The following is a 16330-nucleotide window of genomic DNA, read 5'->3' as shown; positions in this document are numbered from 1 at the left end:
ATGTCCCTTCTCCTTTAATAATTAAATTCAATTATATTGTCGCAATCAAAGCTATGTTAGTGCTTCTATCTAAAGAATCAAAAGCAAAGAAGAGCGATCGCGCAAGTTATAAAACAGTCTTTAGCAGCCCGTAAATTGATTACAGATTACTAAAGACTGATATAAGTTGTTAAGCATTAATTCGGTCTGTCGAAGTTGTCTCGCCTTTACCAAAGAAACCATAGTAACCTGCGATCGCACCGCTTAATCCATTAAACCAAATGTTATTACCAAAAATGGGCATAATCCCAAAGACAGTTTTGCTGAAGGGTATCAAACCCATTGCAAAAATCAAAGCATAGCTAATTGCAAAACCTCGGTTATAAAGCTTGGCATTGCCAGTGGTAGCAGCAGCAATACCTAAAATTCCAACAGAAAGATGAACGAGATTATGGATAAAATTGGTGGGAAAGGCACCAAACAGCAAGCTAAATCCTTTGGCATAAATAGTGTCGGCATTCAAAGGAACACCAGAATTGAAACTTTCTCCAGGCAAGGTAGTAAAGCCAGGAATAAAGCCAGCTATGCCTAATAATAGAAAAATGATACCTAAAGCTAATGCACAGTTACGTTGCATAATTTTGTTACCTCTATTGTGTTGATGGTTAATTTGTTTGTTTGATTTTGAAAGTTGAGATTAGGACGAATGGTTTTCGTCCCAAAGGTTTATTTACTTCCCTGTACTGTGAAATCTTGGATCGGGTGCTGGAGGATCGGGCATTTCCGACTCGCCTTCAGGATTTTCCAGATATTCAAATTCTCCTTTCCCATCGGGGGCAGGTCCTTTCGCCCAGCGGCCTTCTTTACTCTCTGTTCCTTCAGATAAGTTCCAGAATTGATAGGAAGCGTGTTGTTTTTCTTGTTCTTGAGGGAAAGAACTAGGAATAGGTAAATCTTCTAAACCATCAGCTTTTAATTCTTCAATTGCAGCTAACCATTGATTTTGGTGCATGGTATCGCGGGCAATCATATAAGCTAGAGTATCTTTAACCCCAGGATCTTTTGCCATTTCATAGATTCTGACTGCCTGTAAGCGTCCTTGTGCTTCTGCCTGAACATTAGAATAAAAATCAGCCATCAAATTGCCAGAAGCGATTACATAGCGACCATTCCAAGGATAACCCGTACTATCGGCAGGTAGTGCGCCCCCACCAGTAACGGTAGCGTGTTGCGGATTCATGCTTGACATGATGATATCTTCGGCTTTCATACCGCCCATAACACCCTGCATAATGGGGTCTTTGACTGCTTCTTCTTTTTGTTCTACTGGTGCATTATCTAATAGATAAGCCATGGTAGTTGCTAGCATCTCAATATGTCCGATTTCTTCGGTGGCAATATCGAGCATCATGTCTTTATATTTAGCAGGGCCACGACAGTTCCAGCCTTGGAAGAAATACTGCATCATGACAGTCATTTCCCCGAAAGGACCACCGATTAATTCCTGCATTTTTTTTGCCAGAATCGGATCGGGTTTTTCTGGTTTGGTGAAATACTGTAGCCTTTTTTTGTGATAAAACATATAATTCTTTTGAGATTGAAAAATCTTGATCTTGGGTAGGAAATAGTGGTTGTCCAGACTCCTATCCTCCCAAGTTTGATAAGAGGAACACTTTTTTCAATAATCATTGAACAAATGTTCGACGTTATATAGTGCTGCTCTTATCAAACTAGAAAGGTTAGCAAATTTTTTTTGATGGAGTATTAATTAACTGCTTTGGCTAGTCTGATAAGAAACAAGCAGTAAAAGATTAATAATTTAGGTAAGAAAGGCGTTAGCGATTAGAACTAACGCCAAACTACTTCAAAAAGATTTATTTAAGCTTTTAATCATCATCGTCGTCATCGTCATCGTCATCGCGATCGCGGTAGCTACGTTCTTCATAATCACGGTCACGATAATTACGGCGTTCATCATCGTCATCGTCATCGCGTCTGCGGTAGCTGCGCCGTTCATCGTCATCACGGTAGCTGCGTCTTTTATCGTCATCGTCATCATCGTCACGTCTACGATACTCTCGGTCATCATCGCGATTGCGGTAACGGCGTTCATCATCATCACGGTAACGGCGTTCGTCATCATTATAGCGATCGCCACTAACCCTTTGTTCTATATCGCGTTTAACACCTTTGAAAATATCATCTATTCCCATTTCAATTCTCCTTTCTAAAATAAATTTGAAAATTTATTGGTTCTTACTCCTAGCTTGCCAAATCGCTTAAATTGATGTCTCGGCTAACAGTTAGATATTCCTTCAATCTTTTGGAGTATATTTTCAACTGCTTCCCTCGCGCATTCCCTCTAAGGTTTAAGAACAACTTTGGTGCAGTTGTCTTCTTTATTGCGGAACATTTTGTAGCCTTTGGGTGCATCGTCAATACTCATGTGGTGGGAAATGACATAAGAAGGATCGATTTCTCCTTGTTGAATACGTTCGAGTAAAGGTTGCAAATATTTATGGACGTGAGTTTGTCCCGATCGCAAGGTCAATGCTTTATTGACAATTGCGCCTAACGGTACTTTATCGACAAAACCGCCATAAACCCCAGGAATAGAAACCGTTCCCCCCTTGCGACAAGCAACTATAGCCTGTCTTAAAGCTGTAGGTCTACCTGTTTCTAGCTTGACTCCCTGTTTGACCTTATCGTAGGCTGCCATCGCATCTGTACCATGTGCCTCCATGCCAACGGCATCAATACAGCGATCTGGTCCTCTACCGCCAGTCATTTCTTTTAATGCTTCACCTGGATCGATTTCTTCATAGTTGATTATTTCCGCATTCCCCTGTTCTTTTGCCATCTGTAAGCGTTCGGGAAAGCGATCGATGGCAATTACTCGTTCTGCACCCAGCATATAGGCACTTTTAATGGCAAACTGACCTACTGGACCACAACCCCAAACTGCTACGGTGTCTCCTGGTTCGATATCAGCATTTTCCGCAGCCATATAGCCTGTGGGGAAAATATCAGTGAGAAATAAAACCTTATCGTCTTCTAAACCATCAGGTACTTTTAAAGGACCAACATCAGCATAGGGAATGCGGACGTATTCAGCTTGTCCTCCTGCATAGCCTCCAAGCAGATGGGAATAACCATAAATACCTGATGGGGAATGTCCATAGAATTTCTCTGCCATCCAACTATTAGGGTTAGAATTATCGCACAGCGACCACAAATCTTTTTGACAAAAGAAACAGCCACCACAGGCAATGGTAAAGGGAACAACAACGCGATCGCCTTTTTGCAGATTCTTTACTTCCTTGCCAGTTTCAACTATTTCCCCCATAAATTCGTGACCTAGGATGTCTCCAGACTCCATTGTCGGGATATTACCTTCGTATAGGTGCAAATCTGAACCACAGATCGCCGTGGAAGTCACTTTGATAATGGCATCGCGAGGATTGAGAATTTTTGGATCTGGTACGGTTTCAACTCGTACATCTTGGGCACTATGCCAACATACAGCTTTCATAATTAATTTTGTTTTTAAGGTGTGGAGATTTGTTCTGTGCTATTGATGACTTTATTGTTGATGTCCAATAACAAGGTTAGTTATTAGATAGCCTGAAATAGCTGAACTGAACTAAATTTTAGAACTGATTTTTCGGTGAAGAGAAAGCGATAGACAGTTGTAAAATCTGATTTACTAATGTTTTAGTTGAGCAAATTTGCTTTAAATTTCAAATGTAGCAGCAACTATAAATCGTGTGCTAATTTTTGCCAAATAAAATCCAATTGCTGCTACATTTATTTTTATATTTCTAATTAGTGTTAGTTGTTCGGCTAATGTGACTAACTAGAAATAGATTGGTTAGAAACGCGGGAGAATTACTTTATACATTGTCTCGCGGTTCGACCACAATTACATCAGCATCGCTGTCTGTAGTAGCAGTGCGATCGCTTGTACGGGTAGTTGGGTCAATAGCATCGGTACGAGTATCCATAACCTTACCTGTAGTATTAGGCTCGAGCACAATTACATCAGCATCGCTATCTGTAGTAGTAGTGCGATCGCTTGTACGGGTAGTTGGGTCAATAGCATCAGTACGAGTATCCATAACCTTACCTGTAGTATTAGGTTCAAGCACCATAGAGCGATCTATATCTCCCATACTAGTTACAGACTGGTTAGTATTTACGCGATTGGTACTAGGGGCTGTATTATACGTGTCATCGCCAATGTCATGAGCATCGTATACGCCATACTCTTCAATACCATTGTCGTGCAAGATTCTCTCTGCACGGCTAATGTCATTATCCGTACCATTGACCATAACTAAATAACTTCCGCCACTAACGCGATCGCTATAGATTTTGGCTTTGTCTTCAGGAATACCCAAACCTACCAAACCGCCAATAATTCCCCCTGCTACTGCACCAATACCCGCACCAGCCAGGGTAGTTGCAATAGTAGTTGCAGCCTGTCCCGCCACAATAATCGGACCAATGCCAGGAATGGCTAAAGTACCTAAACCGACTAATAAACCACCGATACCGCCCAATACAGCACCAGAACTTGCACCAGCACCAGCACCCTCGGCTGCGTTGTTACCTTCATCGTAAGCTGTATCTACCCCAGCCGATTGTGTTACTTGGTCTGCATCTTTAGCAATGACGTTGACTCGGTTCATGTCAAAACCGTCATCTTTAAGAGCGCGCAAAGCTTTTTCTGCTTCCTCACGACTATAAAATAAACCTACTGAACGCTTATAATTATTCATTATTTCCTCTTGATAAACGACATCTACATTCTTCGATCCATCTCATATTTATTCATCACCCAAAAGTTGTAGGTGTCGAGTGATATTTGATTTTTATAATCAAGAACCTTTTGGCTGTCCTTTTGTGGTAGCAATTTCACCAGTTTCCATTAGCTGTTTAAAACGATTTAGCTCATCGCCAATTTGCTCTTGGGGTGACTCACCAAAAAGTTTAGCGAGCGCATTAGTTAATGCGCCTCCTGGTGGCTGATATTCTAAAACTACCTTGACTTGAGTACCGCGATCGCCCGTAGCGGGTTGAAAACGCACAAAACCACAGTTATCGATGTCTGCATTTTCAAGAGCATTCCAAGCAATTAAGCGCTCGGGTTCATCTTTGATAATTTCGGCATCCCATTCAACCCAAAGACCTAAAGGTGCATCAGCTACCCAGTGAGTTATTTTACCTTCTTCATCTTTATTGGTTACCGACTTTAAATGTCCCATAAAGTTGGGTAAGTTGGTTAAGTTACGCCAGTAACTGTATAGTTCAGATGCAGGGCGATCGATTGTTACGGTTTTTTCTACCTGAAGATTGGGTGTTAGACCAATGGCCTCTGTAGCGCGATCGATTAAACTTGTCTCTGAAAGCTGATGGCGATCGCTATAATCAGCTAAAACCTCTTTTAAAGACTGCTGCTGCAAATTTCTAATTACCAATGAACTATTGATAATTTCCTTGCTAGTAATTGCTTCATTCACTGAGTTTGTCCGCTCGACTCTTTCCATAATATTTATCTGTGCTAAAAATGTACCCAAACCCACTTATCTTAATAAGATCGCAATAGCTATAGAATTATCTTTCGACAATTTGATTAATTTAGCTTCAATCTAAAGACAGAGCTTAGGATTTATACAGTTAAACGGAAAATCAAGCTCAATTAAATTGTTAATCGCTGAAATTTTATAGCTAAATATAGATGCACTCGATTGATCTTTTTAATTATCCTAGTAGAAGAGATTGATTCGGCAGTATTAACTCTAGTTACACAATTAAAGAAGTGACTGGACAATGCTCAATGATAAATGTTTATTGTTCAATTTAAAAAATGGCTGCAACCGACTTTAAAGACTATTACCAAGTACTGGGTATAAGTAAAGACGCTTCTGCTGAGGAGATTAAAAAAGCCTATCGTAAACTGGCGCGAAAATATCATCCCGATCTTAACCCTGGAGATAAAAAAGCCGAAGATCGTTTTAAAGAGATTAATGAAGCGCAAGAGGTATTATCAAATTCTGAAAAACGTTCCAAATACGATCGATACGGACAATATTCGCAACAGATGGGACAAGGAGGCACTCCACCGCCAGGAAATACTGGTGCTGGAGTTAATGTAGATGTAGGAGGTTTTGATTTTGGTCAATATGGAAACTTTGAAGACTTTGTTAATGATATATTAGGTCGCACTGCTGGCAGCAAAAGTAGCAACAGCTATAATTATCGTACTTCTCCTGGTGGCTTTGGTGGTTTTGCTGATGGCTACAGTGATATGCCCGCCCAAGATAGTGAAGCTGGAATTGTCCTTACTTTTTCGGAAGCCTTTAATGGGACACAGAAACAGTTTCGCATTGGCAACGAAACAGTCAAAGTTCGCATTCCTGCTGGGGCTAAAACAGGCAGTCGTTTACGAATTAAAGGTAAAGGACAACCTAGTTCTTTTTCAGGACAGCGAGGAGACTTATATCTTAATATTGAACTGCAACCTCATTCCTTGTTTAAGTTTAAGGGCGATAACTTAGTTGCCGAAATCCCCATTACCCCAGAAGAAGCTGTATTGGGTACAGATATTATTGTTCCGACTCCAGATGGCAAAGTAACGATGAAAGTTCCTGCGGGAGTAAATTCAGGACAATCTCTGAAGTTGAAAGGTAAAGGCTGGCGCAAACTTAACCAACAGCGTAGCGATTTGCTGGTGAAATTAAAAATTGTTACTCCCAAAGATATCAGCGATACAGAAAGAGAATATTATCAGAAGATTCAGCAAGCTAGTAGCTATAAACCCCGCAAAAGTTTGGAGAATATTAAATTATGAGTAGTTTGTCCCGCGATGTAATTTCCCAACAAGGCGACGATTTAATTAGTTTTGAGCGCGTCGCTACTATTACCCAAACTTCGGTTACTACAATTCAGTGTTTTATTCGGCTGGGAGTAATTGAACCAGAAGGCTCAATGTTAAGACAAGAAGATACTTTGCGAGTAATAAAAATTATGCGTCTGCGAAGAGACTTAGGCTTAAATTTAATAGGTGCAGCAATGGTATTAGAGCTTACAGAAGAAAATCACCGCTTGCGATCGCAATTAAATGCTTTACGTCAGCCTTGAGAAGTATTTATGATTAAAACAGCCAAATGCCTTGTGCGGTAAGCAATCTAGGTTTTTGACCATAAATAAAGATCTGTCCTTTGCTGGATAGAAAAAGCTTAAAAAATGAAGAAGATACAGTCATCATCTTCATCATTCTCATTTTGGATGAATGTTTTAAGATTGGGCAGAAATAAATATGACAGAACAGCAAAGGGCAATTGGCATCTTTGAGAATGCTTTAGATACTGAAGCTGCACTAAAAAAGCTAGACAAGTCACACTTTTCTCTAGAGCAAGTTTTTGTGATTGCTCGCAATACAGAGAAAGAAGAGAAAATAGTAGATACTCAACTATGCGAATCATTGCGCGCTCGCTTTAATACTCGTATTAGCAGCGTTGCTCAAGACTCGAATATTACTGGAGATGAAACTGTAATGAGTCTGGCTAATGCCTTAATTCACCTAGATATTCCTGTTGATACTGCACGGATCTATAACGATTTGGTTGCTCATGGTGAGTATCTGCTCATGGTTGAAGGTAACACAGCCGATCTATTAGGTGCTGAGAAGATCTTAACTGGCTGTGGTGTTCGAGAGTAGGTTATTTACAAAATTGTTTCGGATCATCCCGAAGTGATTATTGTCGATCGCCGTACTCATCACTCATAAAATTATGGCGATGAAAATTGCTTTAATATTTAAACTGCCATATTTACAGCTTTAATCTTCAAAAAGATTATTTAACTTTCTTATTACTACTTAATCTTTAATACATACACAAAAACCTTTTGTAGTTAAATAAGGGTAATTAGAAAAGCAGATAATTAACAATTTTTAACTGGTGTGGGAATGCCTTTTAACTATACTTAACCAAACAAAATTCAACGTAAGGAACAAATTATTATGGCTTATACAGATCCAGTCGGAAACAGAGCCGGAAACAGAAACACAGTATTAGAAACATTTACTATGGCGGACGATCGAGATCGAATTAGGTGGGGACCAATTATTGCGGGGATTTTTGTAGCGATCGCCACGCAGTTGATTCTTAGTGCCTTGGGTGCTGCGATCGGTCTGACTGTCGGCGCATCAGGAAGCGAGGCTGGTGCAGTTGGCATTGGCGTGGGTATTTGGGCGGTGGTTAGTTTATTAATTTCCTTATTTATTGGTAGTTGGGTAACTGCTTCTGGCTGTAGTCCTATGAACGGTAAAACAGCAATGCTGCACGGACTAATTCTTTGGGCGACAACTTTAGCTCTTAGTGCTTGGTTACTTGCTAGTGGCGTATCGGGAGCTTTTGGGCTGGCAGCTTCCAATGCAGGAGACGTTTTAAGTCAGGTACAGAAACCAGGTGGACCAGACGTTCCTAACCAAGTCCCCAGCGTGCCAATGGACAAGTTACAGGAGGTAGCAGGAAATTCTGCCAAAGCAGCTTGGTCTTTCATTATTGGTTCGCTGCTAGGGCTAGCTGCATCTTTGATTGGTGCTTCTGTTGGAGCGAAAAAACCTAGACCTGTTCGTACAGGAACAGTTCCTGAACCTCAAACACCTGAAAATCTCGCTAGATAAATCTAGATAGATATTGTAGGGCTGTTGACCAACAGCCTCTACATAAACCCGATGTTATAACTTAAAAACCTAATGGTATAAATCAGCATCAATTAACTTATAAAAAGAGAACTTAGTATTTTTCCATTGCTTCAATAATTTTCATTGTTTCCACACTGACAGTACAGACACGCTGAAGTAAATCAGTTACTTGTTCTTTGTAGTCAGCAAAGCGATAGGTATTAAATTTCTCGGCAATTGTTTGATCTTTAGGTTTCTTTTCTTTGTATTGATCTAAAATCCATTCCAATGCACTACGGTTGCCTAGTTTATACTCCCAAGCTTCAGGGGGAATATTATGTAGACTCGTATCGGTGTCTAGGGTAATAACTCCTTTATCTTTATCTGCCTGTAGTTTTACTTTGGGAAATTTAGCATTTTTATCGGCAGTAGGAATATCAATTCGTTTCAAGGTATAGGGTTCGATAGTTTCGTAGTTAATATGCAAATCCATTAGCTGTTTTCCCCAAGCCGTCCACTGGCGGAAGTTATCATAAAAAGGAATACGCGGAAATTCTCGTTTTAGATTAAGTTCGTATTTTTCTCTATATGCAGGGTTGTGTAAAACAGCGTAGGTGTAATGAAAGATATCCAATTTCGTAGGGGTGAACGGCCGTTCGCCCTTACAACGCGAATCGCCCTTACAATAATGATTATGGAATAATAATTCTTTGCCTCTTTTTCCTGCTATTAAGCTTGTTCTCGTTCCTCTTTTGCCATTGCGCTCGCCATAGGTTTTTTGTCCTCGTTTTGACCATCCATATGGGCGATAAACATATTCTTCAAAGCCCGATTCATCCAAGTAAACTAAGTTATTTGAACCATCTAAAACAACAATCTCACGCAAATTTCTCAGAAAAGCGATTCGTTGACCATGCTTACGTTCACTATATTTCAGAGTTTTTTTTACGAGTCAATTTCATTTGTTTTTGAGCAGATCCAATCGCACTCGTATGGACTCCAAAATGTTGCGCCCGCTCTCTCAAAAGAGCGTCTGGATTTTCTTGAATATGTTGGATAAGTGCTTTCCAATCTAGTTTTCGCTTTCTTCCTAGTTGTGGTGTTGGAGTTAAATTCTTTCTTTGACACCAATCATTCACACACCACAAACTTACCTCATATCTTCTTGATGCTTCTGCCTTTGAGCCTCCCGTCGCTACAAAGTCAACTACTCGTTTTCGTAAATCTACACTATAAGTCATCTAATAGGATTGATTTTTCAACTCAATCCTATTATTCCATATGTTTCCTATTTAGAATGACTATAATTCTAGTATTTCTTCCATGATTTATATAGTAAGCGATCGCCTTTCTCTTAAGAGCGATCGCTCTTTTACTATTAGATAATCAGATTATCGCATAGTCACAAACTCCTCCGCAGAACTAGGATGAATACCCACGGTGGCATCAAAGTTGGCTTTAGTTGCGCCCATTTTAACGGCTACCGCCACACCTTGAATAATTTCGGCTGCGCCATCCCCTACCATATGTGCGCCAACTACCTTATCGGTGTTGGTATCCACAATTAACTTCATCATAGTTTTTTCCTGTTTGTCTGGCAGAGTATAGTACATGGGACGGAATTTACTACGATAGACTTTAACAGCATCACCATATTTTTCCTTGGCTTCGGCTTCGCTCAAGCCAACTGTAGCTGCTTCAGGGGTAGTAAATACAGCCGAAGGAACGTTTTCATAGCTCATTTGTCGAGATTGTCCGCCAAAATGGGTGTCGGCAAAAGCTCTACCTTCGTTAATGGCTACAGGAGTCAGATTAATGCGATCTGTACAGTCACCTACTGCATAAATATTATCTTCCGCAGTTTTATTATATTCATCTACTGCTACTGCACCCTTTACTACTTCTACTTGCGTATTTTCTAAGCCTAAATTAGCTAAATCAGGTTTTCTTCCTGTAGCAGCTAAACTAGCAGCATCAGCGACGATAGTTTCTTCTTTGCCGTCATTAGTAGGTACGGTAATTTTTAAGCCAGAATCGGTTTTGTCAATCACCATGCGATCGCAATTGCAACCAGTAACAAACTTAATGCCGTGATTCTGCATTCCAGTCTGGATCTCGTCGCGGATATCTTCGTCAAAACCACGCAAGATTTTGTCTCCCCGAATAACTACGGTGACTTCTGTGCCTAAACCGTTCAAGATACAGGCAAACTCTACACCAATATAACCACCGCCGATAATCACCATACGCTTTGGCTGTTCTTTGACATTAAAAATTTCTCTAGAAGTGATGGCGTGTTCGATTCCCTTAATATTTTTTGGCTTGACAGGTTTACCACCTACAGCAATTAAAATTTTCTCGGCGGTAACTTTGCGAGACAGCCCGTTGCGCGGGTTCCCCGCGTTGTAGGGACTGTCGAGGTTATCGCCGATTTCGATAGTGTGCGCGTCAATAAATTTACCATAACCCTCGTATAGCTTTACTTCAGAAGTATCCAGCATTCGCTGATAAATACCGTTAAGTCGAGTCACCTCGTCGTTGACAGCAGTAATCATTTTTAACCAATCAAAGCTACTTTCTCCCACTGTCCAGCCATATCCTGCCGACTCTTCAAATCCAGCAGGGAAGTGAGAAGCATATACCATCAGCTTTTTGGGTACACAACCACGGTTAACGCAAGTTCCTCCCAGGCGATCGCTTTCGACAATTCCTACTTTTGCTCCATATTGAGCAGCACGTCTAGCAGTAGCAATACCGCCTGAACCCGCACCAATCACAAATAAATCAAAATCATAACTCATTTTTCTTATACTCCTTTTTTATAGCTTTAAGCATTAAGCTTGAAGCTTCGCAATTGAAGGGATAACTTTCCCCTCAATTCAGTGATTTTTCTACTTTCCACCGTAATAAAAAGCAATTTCCTTGTCTTTTAAAGGCGGAAACTCTGCATCTAATAACATCTGATTTAGTTCAGCTTGGGAAAGATGCTTTGCACCTATTCTGACGATGCGCGATCGCATGGTATTAGTAACTCCGCTTCTTTGTCTTCCTGCTTCAAATCCCATTACCTTGTTATATAGTGACAATTTATGCTCAGGAATGGGAGAACCATCTAGATCTTTGCCTTGGGCGATCGCCTTGTCTACCGCGTCTGCACCTTTTGTATCTGTCATAATTTTGCTCTCTTGAAATATGCAATGCTTATCTTGCAGCTTGAACCAAGTATAAAACTATAATTTGTACCGAAGGTAAGCTGATAGCTAAAAGCCAGTCATCACCGAAATATCAACAATGACTAGCAGACAATTTAAACCAAATGTGCTTCTAAGAACCAAAGACGCTTATCGATAGTGCGAGAAATTTCAGTATATAAATCTGCTGTATCAAGATCGCCTAATTTATCGGTACTATCAATTGCTTCACGGACGTGTTTAGCATAAGCACTAAAGCGATCGGCTAAAGCCGTTACGTGTTCAATTCCTGTAACCGCATTTAAGTCATATTCAGGCAAAATAGAATCGCTAGCAGCAATACGGGCTGTTCCCATAGCCACACCACCTAAAGCAGTGACTCTCTCGGCAACCATATCAACATATTCTTCTAATTCCCCTGCCATTTCATCAAACAGTAGGTGTAGCTGATAGAAATCCATCCCCTTAACGTTCCAGTGCGCCTGTTTAGTCTGGGTTTTTAGGTCTAGTGTTGCCGCGAGAGTTTGATTCAAAGTCTCGATTACTTTAACTCGAACATCTTCTGATAAATCGATCCGAGTAGTGTATAGCTTTTCTTGAGAAATAGTAGAAATCATAATTTAGTTCTCCTTGACGTTTACTAAGTTTAAAAAATTCAGCCTTTAAGATTTAAGCAATTGTTACTGATAATTGATAATTGTTTATTGATTCACCCAAAGGCAATATCTAAAAACATCATTGCCACAAAACCAGTCATAACTCCTAGCGTGCCTTCTTGGGCATTGCTTTCTCTATCTATTTCGGGAATAATCTCATCAACAATTACAAATAGCATTGAACCTGCTGCGATCGCCATTCCCCAAGGTAAAAAAGCTTGTCCAAAATTGACGATGCTTGCCCCAACAAAACCTCCAATAGGCTCAACTAAGCCAGTTAGCAAAGAAATTCCTAAAGCATACTTGATGGAATAATCTAACTCTCTTAATGCTAAAGCAACTATCAAACCTTCGGGCATATTTTGTAAAGCAATACCCAATGCTAGAGGTAGTCCATGACTAATACTTCCATCACCAAAGCCAACACCAACCGCTAAACCTTCAGGAAAGTTGTGTATTGTAATCGCAATTACAAATAACCAAATACGTTCAAAGTTCTCGGTAATCTTTCCTTCTGCACCTTTATTAAAATGTTCGTGGGGAAAGTAATTGTGCATTAACAACAGCAAAATAGCACCTAAAGCCATGCCGACACTGACGATTAAAGCAGAATTTGTCCGAGAATAACCTAAATCTACGGCAGCTTCTTGTCCTGGGATAATCAAAGAAAATGCGGTTGCAGCTAGCATTACACCCCCACCAAGTCCCAACATAACTCCTTGCGATTTCTTGCTTATGTTGGCAGTAAATAAGATGGGTAGTGCGCCGACGGCAGTGGCTAAACCTGCTAGTAAGCTAGCTATAGTACCGAGATATATTGTTCCCATGTTTTTTTGTGAGTAGGAACATAATATTTAAATGTTCCTACCTTGATTAGGCTAATTTTTTTCTCCCTTGAGATACGCCAACATAGTATCGGCATCAGAAACTTCAAAGGGGTCAGTAGGACAGTTATCACCAAAATCTGGTTCGATAAAGATTTTTTCAAGTTTCATGTCGTTAACTATCATAGAATAACGCCAGGAACGCGAACCAAAGCCAAGATTATCTTTACTAACCAACATTCCCATCTTGCGCGTAAATTCGCCATTGCCATCAGGAAGCAAGAATACGTTTTCGACTCCTTGCTGTTTACCCCACTGGAACATTACAAAAGCATCATTAACTGAAATACAGACAATTTGATCTACACCCAATGACTTAAATTCATCGTAGTACTTTTCGTATCCAGGTAAATGAGTCGAAGAACAGGTAGGAGTGAATGCACCAGGAAGAGAAAATACAATTACTTTTTTACCTTTGAAAATCTCTTCTGTGTTTACATCTTGCCAGCGGAAAGGATTTGATCCTTCAACGGATTCATCACGAACTCTAGTTTTGAAGATTACGCTTGGTACTGTATCTCTCATTGTTTAACTTGCTCCTAATTGTGAGTTTAAATTTCTTATAAATAAATCATACTCATAACGACTATGAGTTGTCAAGTAAATTTTTCTACTAATATGAGCGATCTCGTGACAAAAATATGATAATTATAAATAAGTAATGTATTAGTTTTGAGCGAAATTTAGCCTAAAAATGGTTTCAAAAGAAGTTATGACAATTTGCTGATAAATTCCCTCAGATTTGGACATCACATATACATAATCTCGACTTGTTAACCGAACAGGGTAAAGAAAATTTAAATTAAAACAACTGTTCTTGGCGGGAAAGACTTATCGTTTCGATGAGCTTATTTGATACAACTCAAACAGTTAACAACTATACATATCGCAGAGGCATAGATTAGATCGATGGAAAACAATTCAAGTCAAGTTGTACTAGTTAAAGATATTTATCCTGGTATTGGTGATTACGGTAGTGCTAATAGTTCTTATCCCAGGAACTTGACCGAGTTTAACAACCAGCTGTATTTTTCGGCAAACGATGGTGAAAATGGCAGAGAACTCTGGGTCAGCGACGGCACAGCTACTGGGACTCAATTAGTTAAAGATGTTTTTCCTGGTAGTATTGGTTCTTCTCCTTATGACTTGAGCGAGTTTAACAACAAGTTATATTTTACGCCTTTCGATGGTGAAAATGGCGCAGAACTCTGGGTCAGCGACGGCACAAGCGATGGTACTCAATTGGTTAAAGATATTAATCCTGGTAGTAACAGTTCTGGTCCTGATAACTTTACCGAGTCAAACGACCAGCTGTATTTCACGGCTTTCGATGAAAAAAATGGCAACGAACTCTGGGTCAGCGATGGCACAACCGAAGGTACTCAATTAGTTAAAGATATTTATCCTGGTCGTGGTCCTTTTGGTTATTATGAATATAGTACTGCTTACGGTTATCCTAAGTATTCTTATCCCGGTAACTTAACCGAGTTCAACAACCAGCTATATTTTACGGCTGATGATGGTGAAAATGGCGACGAGCTATGGGTCAGCGACGGCACAGCAGAGGGTACTCAATTAGTTAAAGATATTAATCCTGGTAGTGGTCCTTATGGTGATTCTTTTCCCAGCTACTTAACCGAGTTCAACAACCAGCTGTATTTTACGGCTAGAGATGGTGAAAATGGCGCAGAACTCTGGGTCAGCGATGGCACAGCAGAGGGTACTCAATTAGTTAAAGATATTAATCCTGGTAGTGATGGTTCTAATCCGTCTAAGGTGACCGAGTTTAACAACCAGCTATATTTCACCGCTGACGATGGTGAAAATGGCAAAGAGTTATGGGTCAGCGATGGCACAACAGAAGGTACTCAATTAGTTGCAGATATTAATCCTGGTAGTGATAGTTCTTTTCCCTCTGACTTTACCGAGTTTAACAACCAGCTATATTTCACCGCTGACGATGGTGAAAATGGCTACGAGCTATGGGTCAGCGACGGTACAGCAGAGGGTACTCAATTAGTTGCAGATATTAATCCTGGTAGTAACAGTTCTTATCCCAATAACTTGAGAGAGTTTAACGATAAGCTGTATTTTACGGCTAGAGATGGTGAAAATGGCTACGAGCTATGGGTCAGCGACGGCACAACAGAAGGTACTCAATTAGTTGAAGATATTAATCCTGGTAGTAACGGTTTTGGTCCCTTAGACTTGAGAGAGTTTAACGACCAGCTGTATTTTAGTGCTGACGATGGTGAAAATGGCAGGGAACTATTTAAGCTAGTTGTTGATGATTCAACTACTACTAATATCATTACTGGTACGAATGGCTCTGACAACCTTGTTGGTACAGATGGTGCAGACCAAATTGAAGGCGGTAACGGTAAGGATACTTTAGACGGCAGTGGGGGAAATGATACTCTCCTTGGCGGTAATGGCAAAGATATCTTAACTGGAGGTGCTGGCAACGATCTCTTAGATGGAGGTAACGGTAAAGATATTTTGACTGGATGTGCTGGAAATGATACTCTCCTTGGCGGTAATGGTAAAGATATCTTGACTGGAGGTGCTGGTAACGATCTCCTAGATGGCGGTAAGGGTAAAGATATCTTGACTGGAGGTGCTGGCGAAGATATCTTTGTGCTGAGATGTGGTGAAGGGAAAGATAGTATTACCGATTTTAAATTAGGAAGTGATTCCGTAACCGTATATTTTTCGGAGCGACTTGGTTCGGCTGGTTTAGAGTTCAATGACTTAACTCTGACTGGAAATACGCTAAAAGTTGGTGATCAAGTCTTGGCAACTTTTACTGGGGTCGATACCGAACAACTAACGGCTGCTGATTTTGACCTAATCTAATGATTTATTTGAGGAGGTTTAAATCTGCTAAACTTCCTCAATCATTTAAGGCTAATTAATTTTTGATTTTAT

The 16330-nt window shown here is 40.2% G+C and carries 18 protein-coding genes; 5 read left to right on the top strand and 13 right to left on the bottom strand.

The features are described 5' to 3' along the window. Positions 1 to 169 precede the first annotated feature (169 nt). From SLP02_RS04080 to SLP02_RS04055, 6 genes are all read right to left on the bottom strand, one after another. Entirely contained in the window at positions 170 to 616 is a 447-nt protein-coding gene (locus SLP02_RS04080) for a DUF4383 domain-containing protein (RefSeq protein WP_319419375.1), read from the bottom strand. Positions 617 to 709: 93 nt separating this feature from the next. After that, positions 710 to 1561: a manganese catalase family protein gene (locus tag SLP02_RS04075; RefSeq protein WP_319419374.1), complete on the bottom strand. Its 852-nt coding sequence runs from the start codon at positions 1559 to 1561 to the stop codon at positions 710 to 712. 304 nt (positions 1562 to 1865) lie between these two features. Beyond that, positions 1866 to 2192 (bottom strand): hypothetical protein, encoded by a 327-nt coding sequence (locus SLP02_RS04070; RefSeq protein ID WP_319419373.1) that lies wholly within the window; start codon positions 2190 to 2192, stop codon positions 1866 to 1868. A gap of 149 nt (positions 2193 to 2341) precedes the next feature. After that, entirely contained in the window at positions 2342 to 3511 is a 1170-nt protein-coding gene (locus SLP02_RS04065; protein WP_319419372.1) for a zinc-dependent alcohol dehydrogenase, read from the bottom strand. 361 nt (positions 3512 to 3872) lie between these two features. Continuing rightward, positions 3873 to 4760: a general stress protein gene (locus tag SLP02_RS04060; protein ID WP_319419371.1), complete on the bottom strand. Its 888-nt coding sequence runs from the start codon at positions 4758 to 4760 to the stop codon at positions 3873 to 3875. A gap of 99 nt (positions 4761 to 4859) precedes the next feature. Further along, positions 4860 to 5558 carry an SRPBCC family protein gene (locus tag SLP02_RS04055; RefSeq protein WP_319419370.1) on the bottom strand — a complete coding sequence of 233 codons (699 nt, stop codon included), beginning with the start codon at positions 5556 to 5558 and terminating at the stop codon, positions 4860 to 4862. Positions 5559 to 5848: 290 nt separating this feature from the next. Here SLP02_RS04055 and SLP02_RS04050 point away from each other — a divergent pair, with 290 nt between their 5' ends. The 4 genes from SLP02_RS04050 (at position 5849) to SLP02_RS04035 (ending at position 8671) form a co-directional block, all read left to right on the top strand. Further along, positions 5849 to 6832, top strand: a complete 984-nt coding sequence (locus SLP02_RS04050; RefSeq protein ID WP_319419369.1) for a J domain-containing protein — start codon at positions 5849 to 5851, stop codon at positions 6830 to 6832. After that, entirely contained in the window at positions 6829 to 7122 is a 294-nt protein-coding gene (locus tag SLP02_RS04045; RefSeq protein WP_319419368.1) for a chaperone modulator CbpM, read from the top strand. Before SLP02_RS04050 ends, SLP02_RS04045 begins: the two co-directional genes overlap by 4 nt. 178 nt (positions 7123 to 7300) lie before the next feature. After that, on the top strand, positions 7301 to 7702 hold the full coding sequence (locus tag SLP02_RS04040) for a hypothetical protein (protein ID WP_319419367.1): 402 nt from the start codon (positions 7301 to 7303) through the stop codon (positions 7700 to 7702). Positions 7703 to 8005: 303 nt separating this feature from the next. Continuing rightward, the gene (locus SLP02_RS04035; RefSeq protein WP_319419366.1) at positions 8006 to 8671 is read left to right on the top strand and encodes a hypothetical protein; all 666 of its coding nucleotides are present in this window, start codon (positions 8006 to 8008) and stop codon (positions 8669 to 8671) included. Positions 8672 to 8783: 112 nt separating this feature from the next. Here SLP02_RS04035 and SLP02_RS04030 read toward each other — a convergent pair whose 3' ends face one another. The 7 genes from SLP02_RS04030 to SLP02_RS04000 all read right to left on the bottom strand — a co-directional run bounded on the left by SLP02_RS04030 (position 8784) and on the right by SLP02_RS04000 (position 13927). After that, positions 8784 to 9512, bottom strand: coding sequence for a type ISP restriction/modification enzyme (locus SLP02_RS04030; protein ID WP_413467326.1), 729 nt, complete (start codon positions 9510 to 9512; stop codon positions 8784 to 8786). An 85-nt stretch (positions 9513 to 9597) separates the two neighbouring features. After that, positions 9598 to 9912: an IS630 transposase-related protein gene (locus SLP02_RS04025; protein WP_319419364.1), complete on the bottom strand. Its 315-nt coding sequence runs from the start codon at positions 9910 to 9912 to the stop codon at positions 9598 to 9600. Positions 9913 to 10062: 150 nt separating this feature from the next. Then, a complete protein-coding gene (gene gor, locus SLP02_RS04020; protein WP_319419363.1) occupies positions 10063 to 11472 on the bottom strand; it encodes a glutathione-disulfide reductase in 1410 nt (469 codons plus the stop codon). Between the two features lie 90 nt (positions 11473 to 11562). Further along, positions 11563 to 11844, bottom strand: a complete 282-nt coding sequence (locus tag SLP02_RS04015) for a small RNA NsiR4-regulated ssr1528 family protein (RefSeq protein ID WP_319419362.1) — start codon at positions 11842 to 11844, stop codon at positions 11563 to 11565. A gap of 134 nt (positions 11845 to 11978) precedes the next feature. Then, complete coding sequence (gene dps, locus SLP02_RS04010) at positions 11979 to 12479, bottom strand: DNA starvation/stationary phase protection protein Dps (RefSeq protein ID WP_319419361.1); 501 nt, start codon at positions 12477 to 12479, stop codon at positions 11979 to 11981. 92 nt (positions 12480 to 12571) lie between these two features. After that, positions 12572 to 13345, bottom strand: coding sequence for a ZIP family metal transporter (locus tag SLP02_RS04005; RefSeq protein WP_319419360.1), 774 nt, complete (start codon positions 13343 to 13345; stop codon positions 12572 to 12574). Positions 13346 to 13396: 51 nt separating this feature from the next. Further along, positions 13397 to 13927 carry a peroxiredoxin gene (locus tag SLP02_RS04000; RefSeq protein ID WP_319419359.1) on the bottom strand — a complete coding sequence of 177 codons (531 nt, stop codon included), beginning with the start codon at positions 13925 to 13927 and terminating at the stop codon, positions 13397 to 13399. 384 nt (positions 13928 to 14311) lie between these two features. On the opposite strand from SLP02_RS04000, the gene SLP02_RS03995 reads away from it, so the two are divergent. Beyond that, positions 14312 to 16258 (top strand): ELWxxDGT repeat protein, encoded by a 1947-nt coding sequence (locus tag SLP02_RS03995; protein WP_319419358.1) that lies wholly within the window; start codon positions 14312 to 14314, stop codon positions 16256 to 16258. Positions 16259 to 16330 lie beyond the last annotated feature (72 nt).

The organism is Pleurocapsa sp. FMAR1 (assembly GCF_963665995.1).
Taxonomy (GTDB): Bacteria; Cyanobacteriota; Cyanobacteriia; order Cyanobacteriales; family Xenococcaceae; genus Waterburya.
The sequence above is the reverse complement of the archived record's forward strand: the minus strand, read 5'-3'. Positions and strand labels throughout refer to the sequence as shown.

Bases quoted from the DNA above. Each gene is read 5' to 3' on its own strand.
- SLP02_RS04080 (WP_319419375.1), bottom strand. From the start codon at position 616: ATGCAACGTAACTGTGCATTAGCTTTAGGTATCATTTTTCTATTATTA.
- SLP02_RS04075 (WP_319419374.1), bottom strand. From the start codon at position 1,561: ATGTTTTATCACAAAAAAAGGCTACAGTATTTCACCAAACCAGAAAAA.
- SLP02_RS04070 (WP_319419373.1), bottom strand. From the start codon at position 2,192: ATGGGAATAGATGATATTTTCAAAGGTGTTAAACGCGATATAGAACAA.
- SLP02_RS04065 (WP_319419372.1), bottom strand. From the start codon at position 3,511: ATGAAAGCTGTATGTTGGCATAGTGCCCAAGATGTACGAGTTGAAACC.
- SLP02_RS04060 (WP_319419371.1), bottom strand. From the start codon at position 4,760: ATGAATAATTATAAGCGTTCAGTAGGTTTATTTTATAGTCGTGAGGAA.
- SLP02_RS04050 (WP_319419369.1), top strand. From the start codon at position 5,849: ATGGCTGCAACCGACTTTAAAGACTATTACCAAGTACTGGGTATAAGT.
- SLP02_RS04045 (WP_319419368.1), top strand. From the start codon at position 6,829: ATGAGTAGTTTGTCCCGCGATGTAATTTCCCAACAAGGCGACGATTTA.
- SLP02_RS04040 (WP_319419367.1), top strand. From the start codon at position 7,301: ATGACAGAACAGCAAAGGGCAATTGGCATCTTTGAGAATGCTTTAGAT.
- SLP02_RS04035 (WP_319419366.1), top strand. From the start codon at position 8,006: ATGGCTTATACAGATCCAGTCGGAAACAGAGCCGGAAACAGAAACACA.
- SLP02_RS04025 (WP_319419364.1), bottom strand. From the start codon at position 9,912: ATGACTTATAGTGTAGATTTACGAAAACGAGTAGTTGACTTTGTAGCG.
- gor (WP_319419363.1), bottom strand. From the start codon at position 11,472: ATGAGTTATGATTTTGATTTATTTGTGATTGGTGCGGGTTCAGGCGGT.
- SLP02_RS04015 (WP_319419362.1), bottom strand. From the start codon at position 11,844: ATGACAGATACAAAAGGTGCAGACGCGGTAGACAAGGCGATCGCCCAA.
- dps (WP_319419361.1), bottom strand. From the start codon at position 12,479: ATGATTTCTACTATTTCTCAAGAAAAGCTATACACTACTCGGATCGAT.
- SLP02_RS04005 (WP_319419360.1), bottom strand. From the start codon at position 13,345: ATGGGAACAATATATCTCGGTACTATAGCTAGCTTACTAGCAGGTTTA.
- SLP02_RS04000 (WP_319419359.1), bottom strand. From the start codon at position 13,927: ATGAGAGATACAGTACCAAGCGTAATCTTCAAAACTAGAGTTCGTGAT.
- SLP02_RS03995 (WP_319419358.1), top strand. From the start codon at position 14,312: ATGGAAAACAATTCAAGTCAAGTTGTACTAGTTAAAGATATTTATCCT.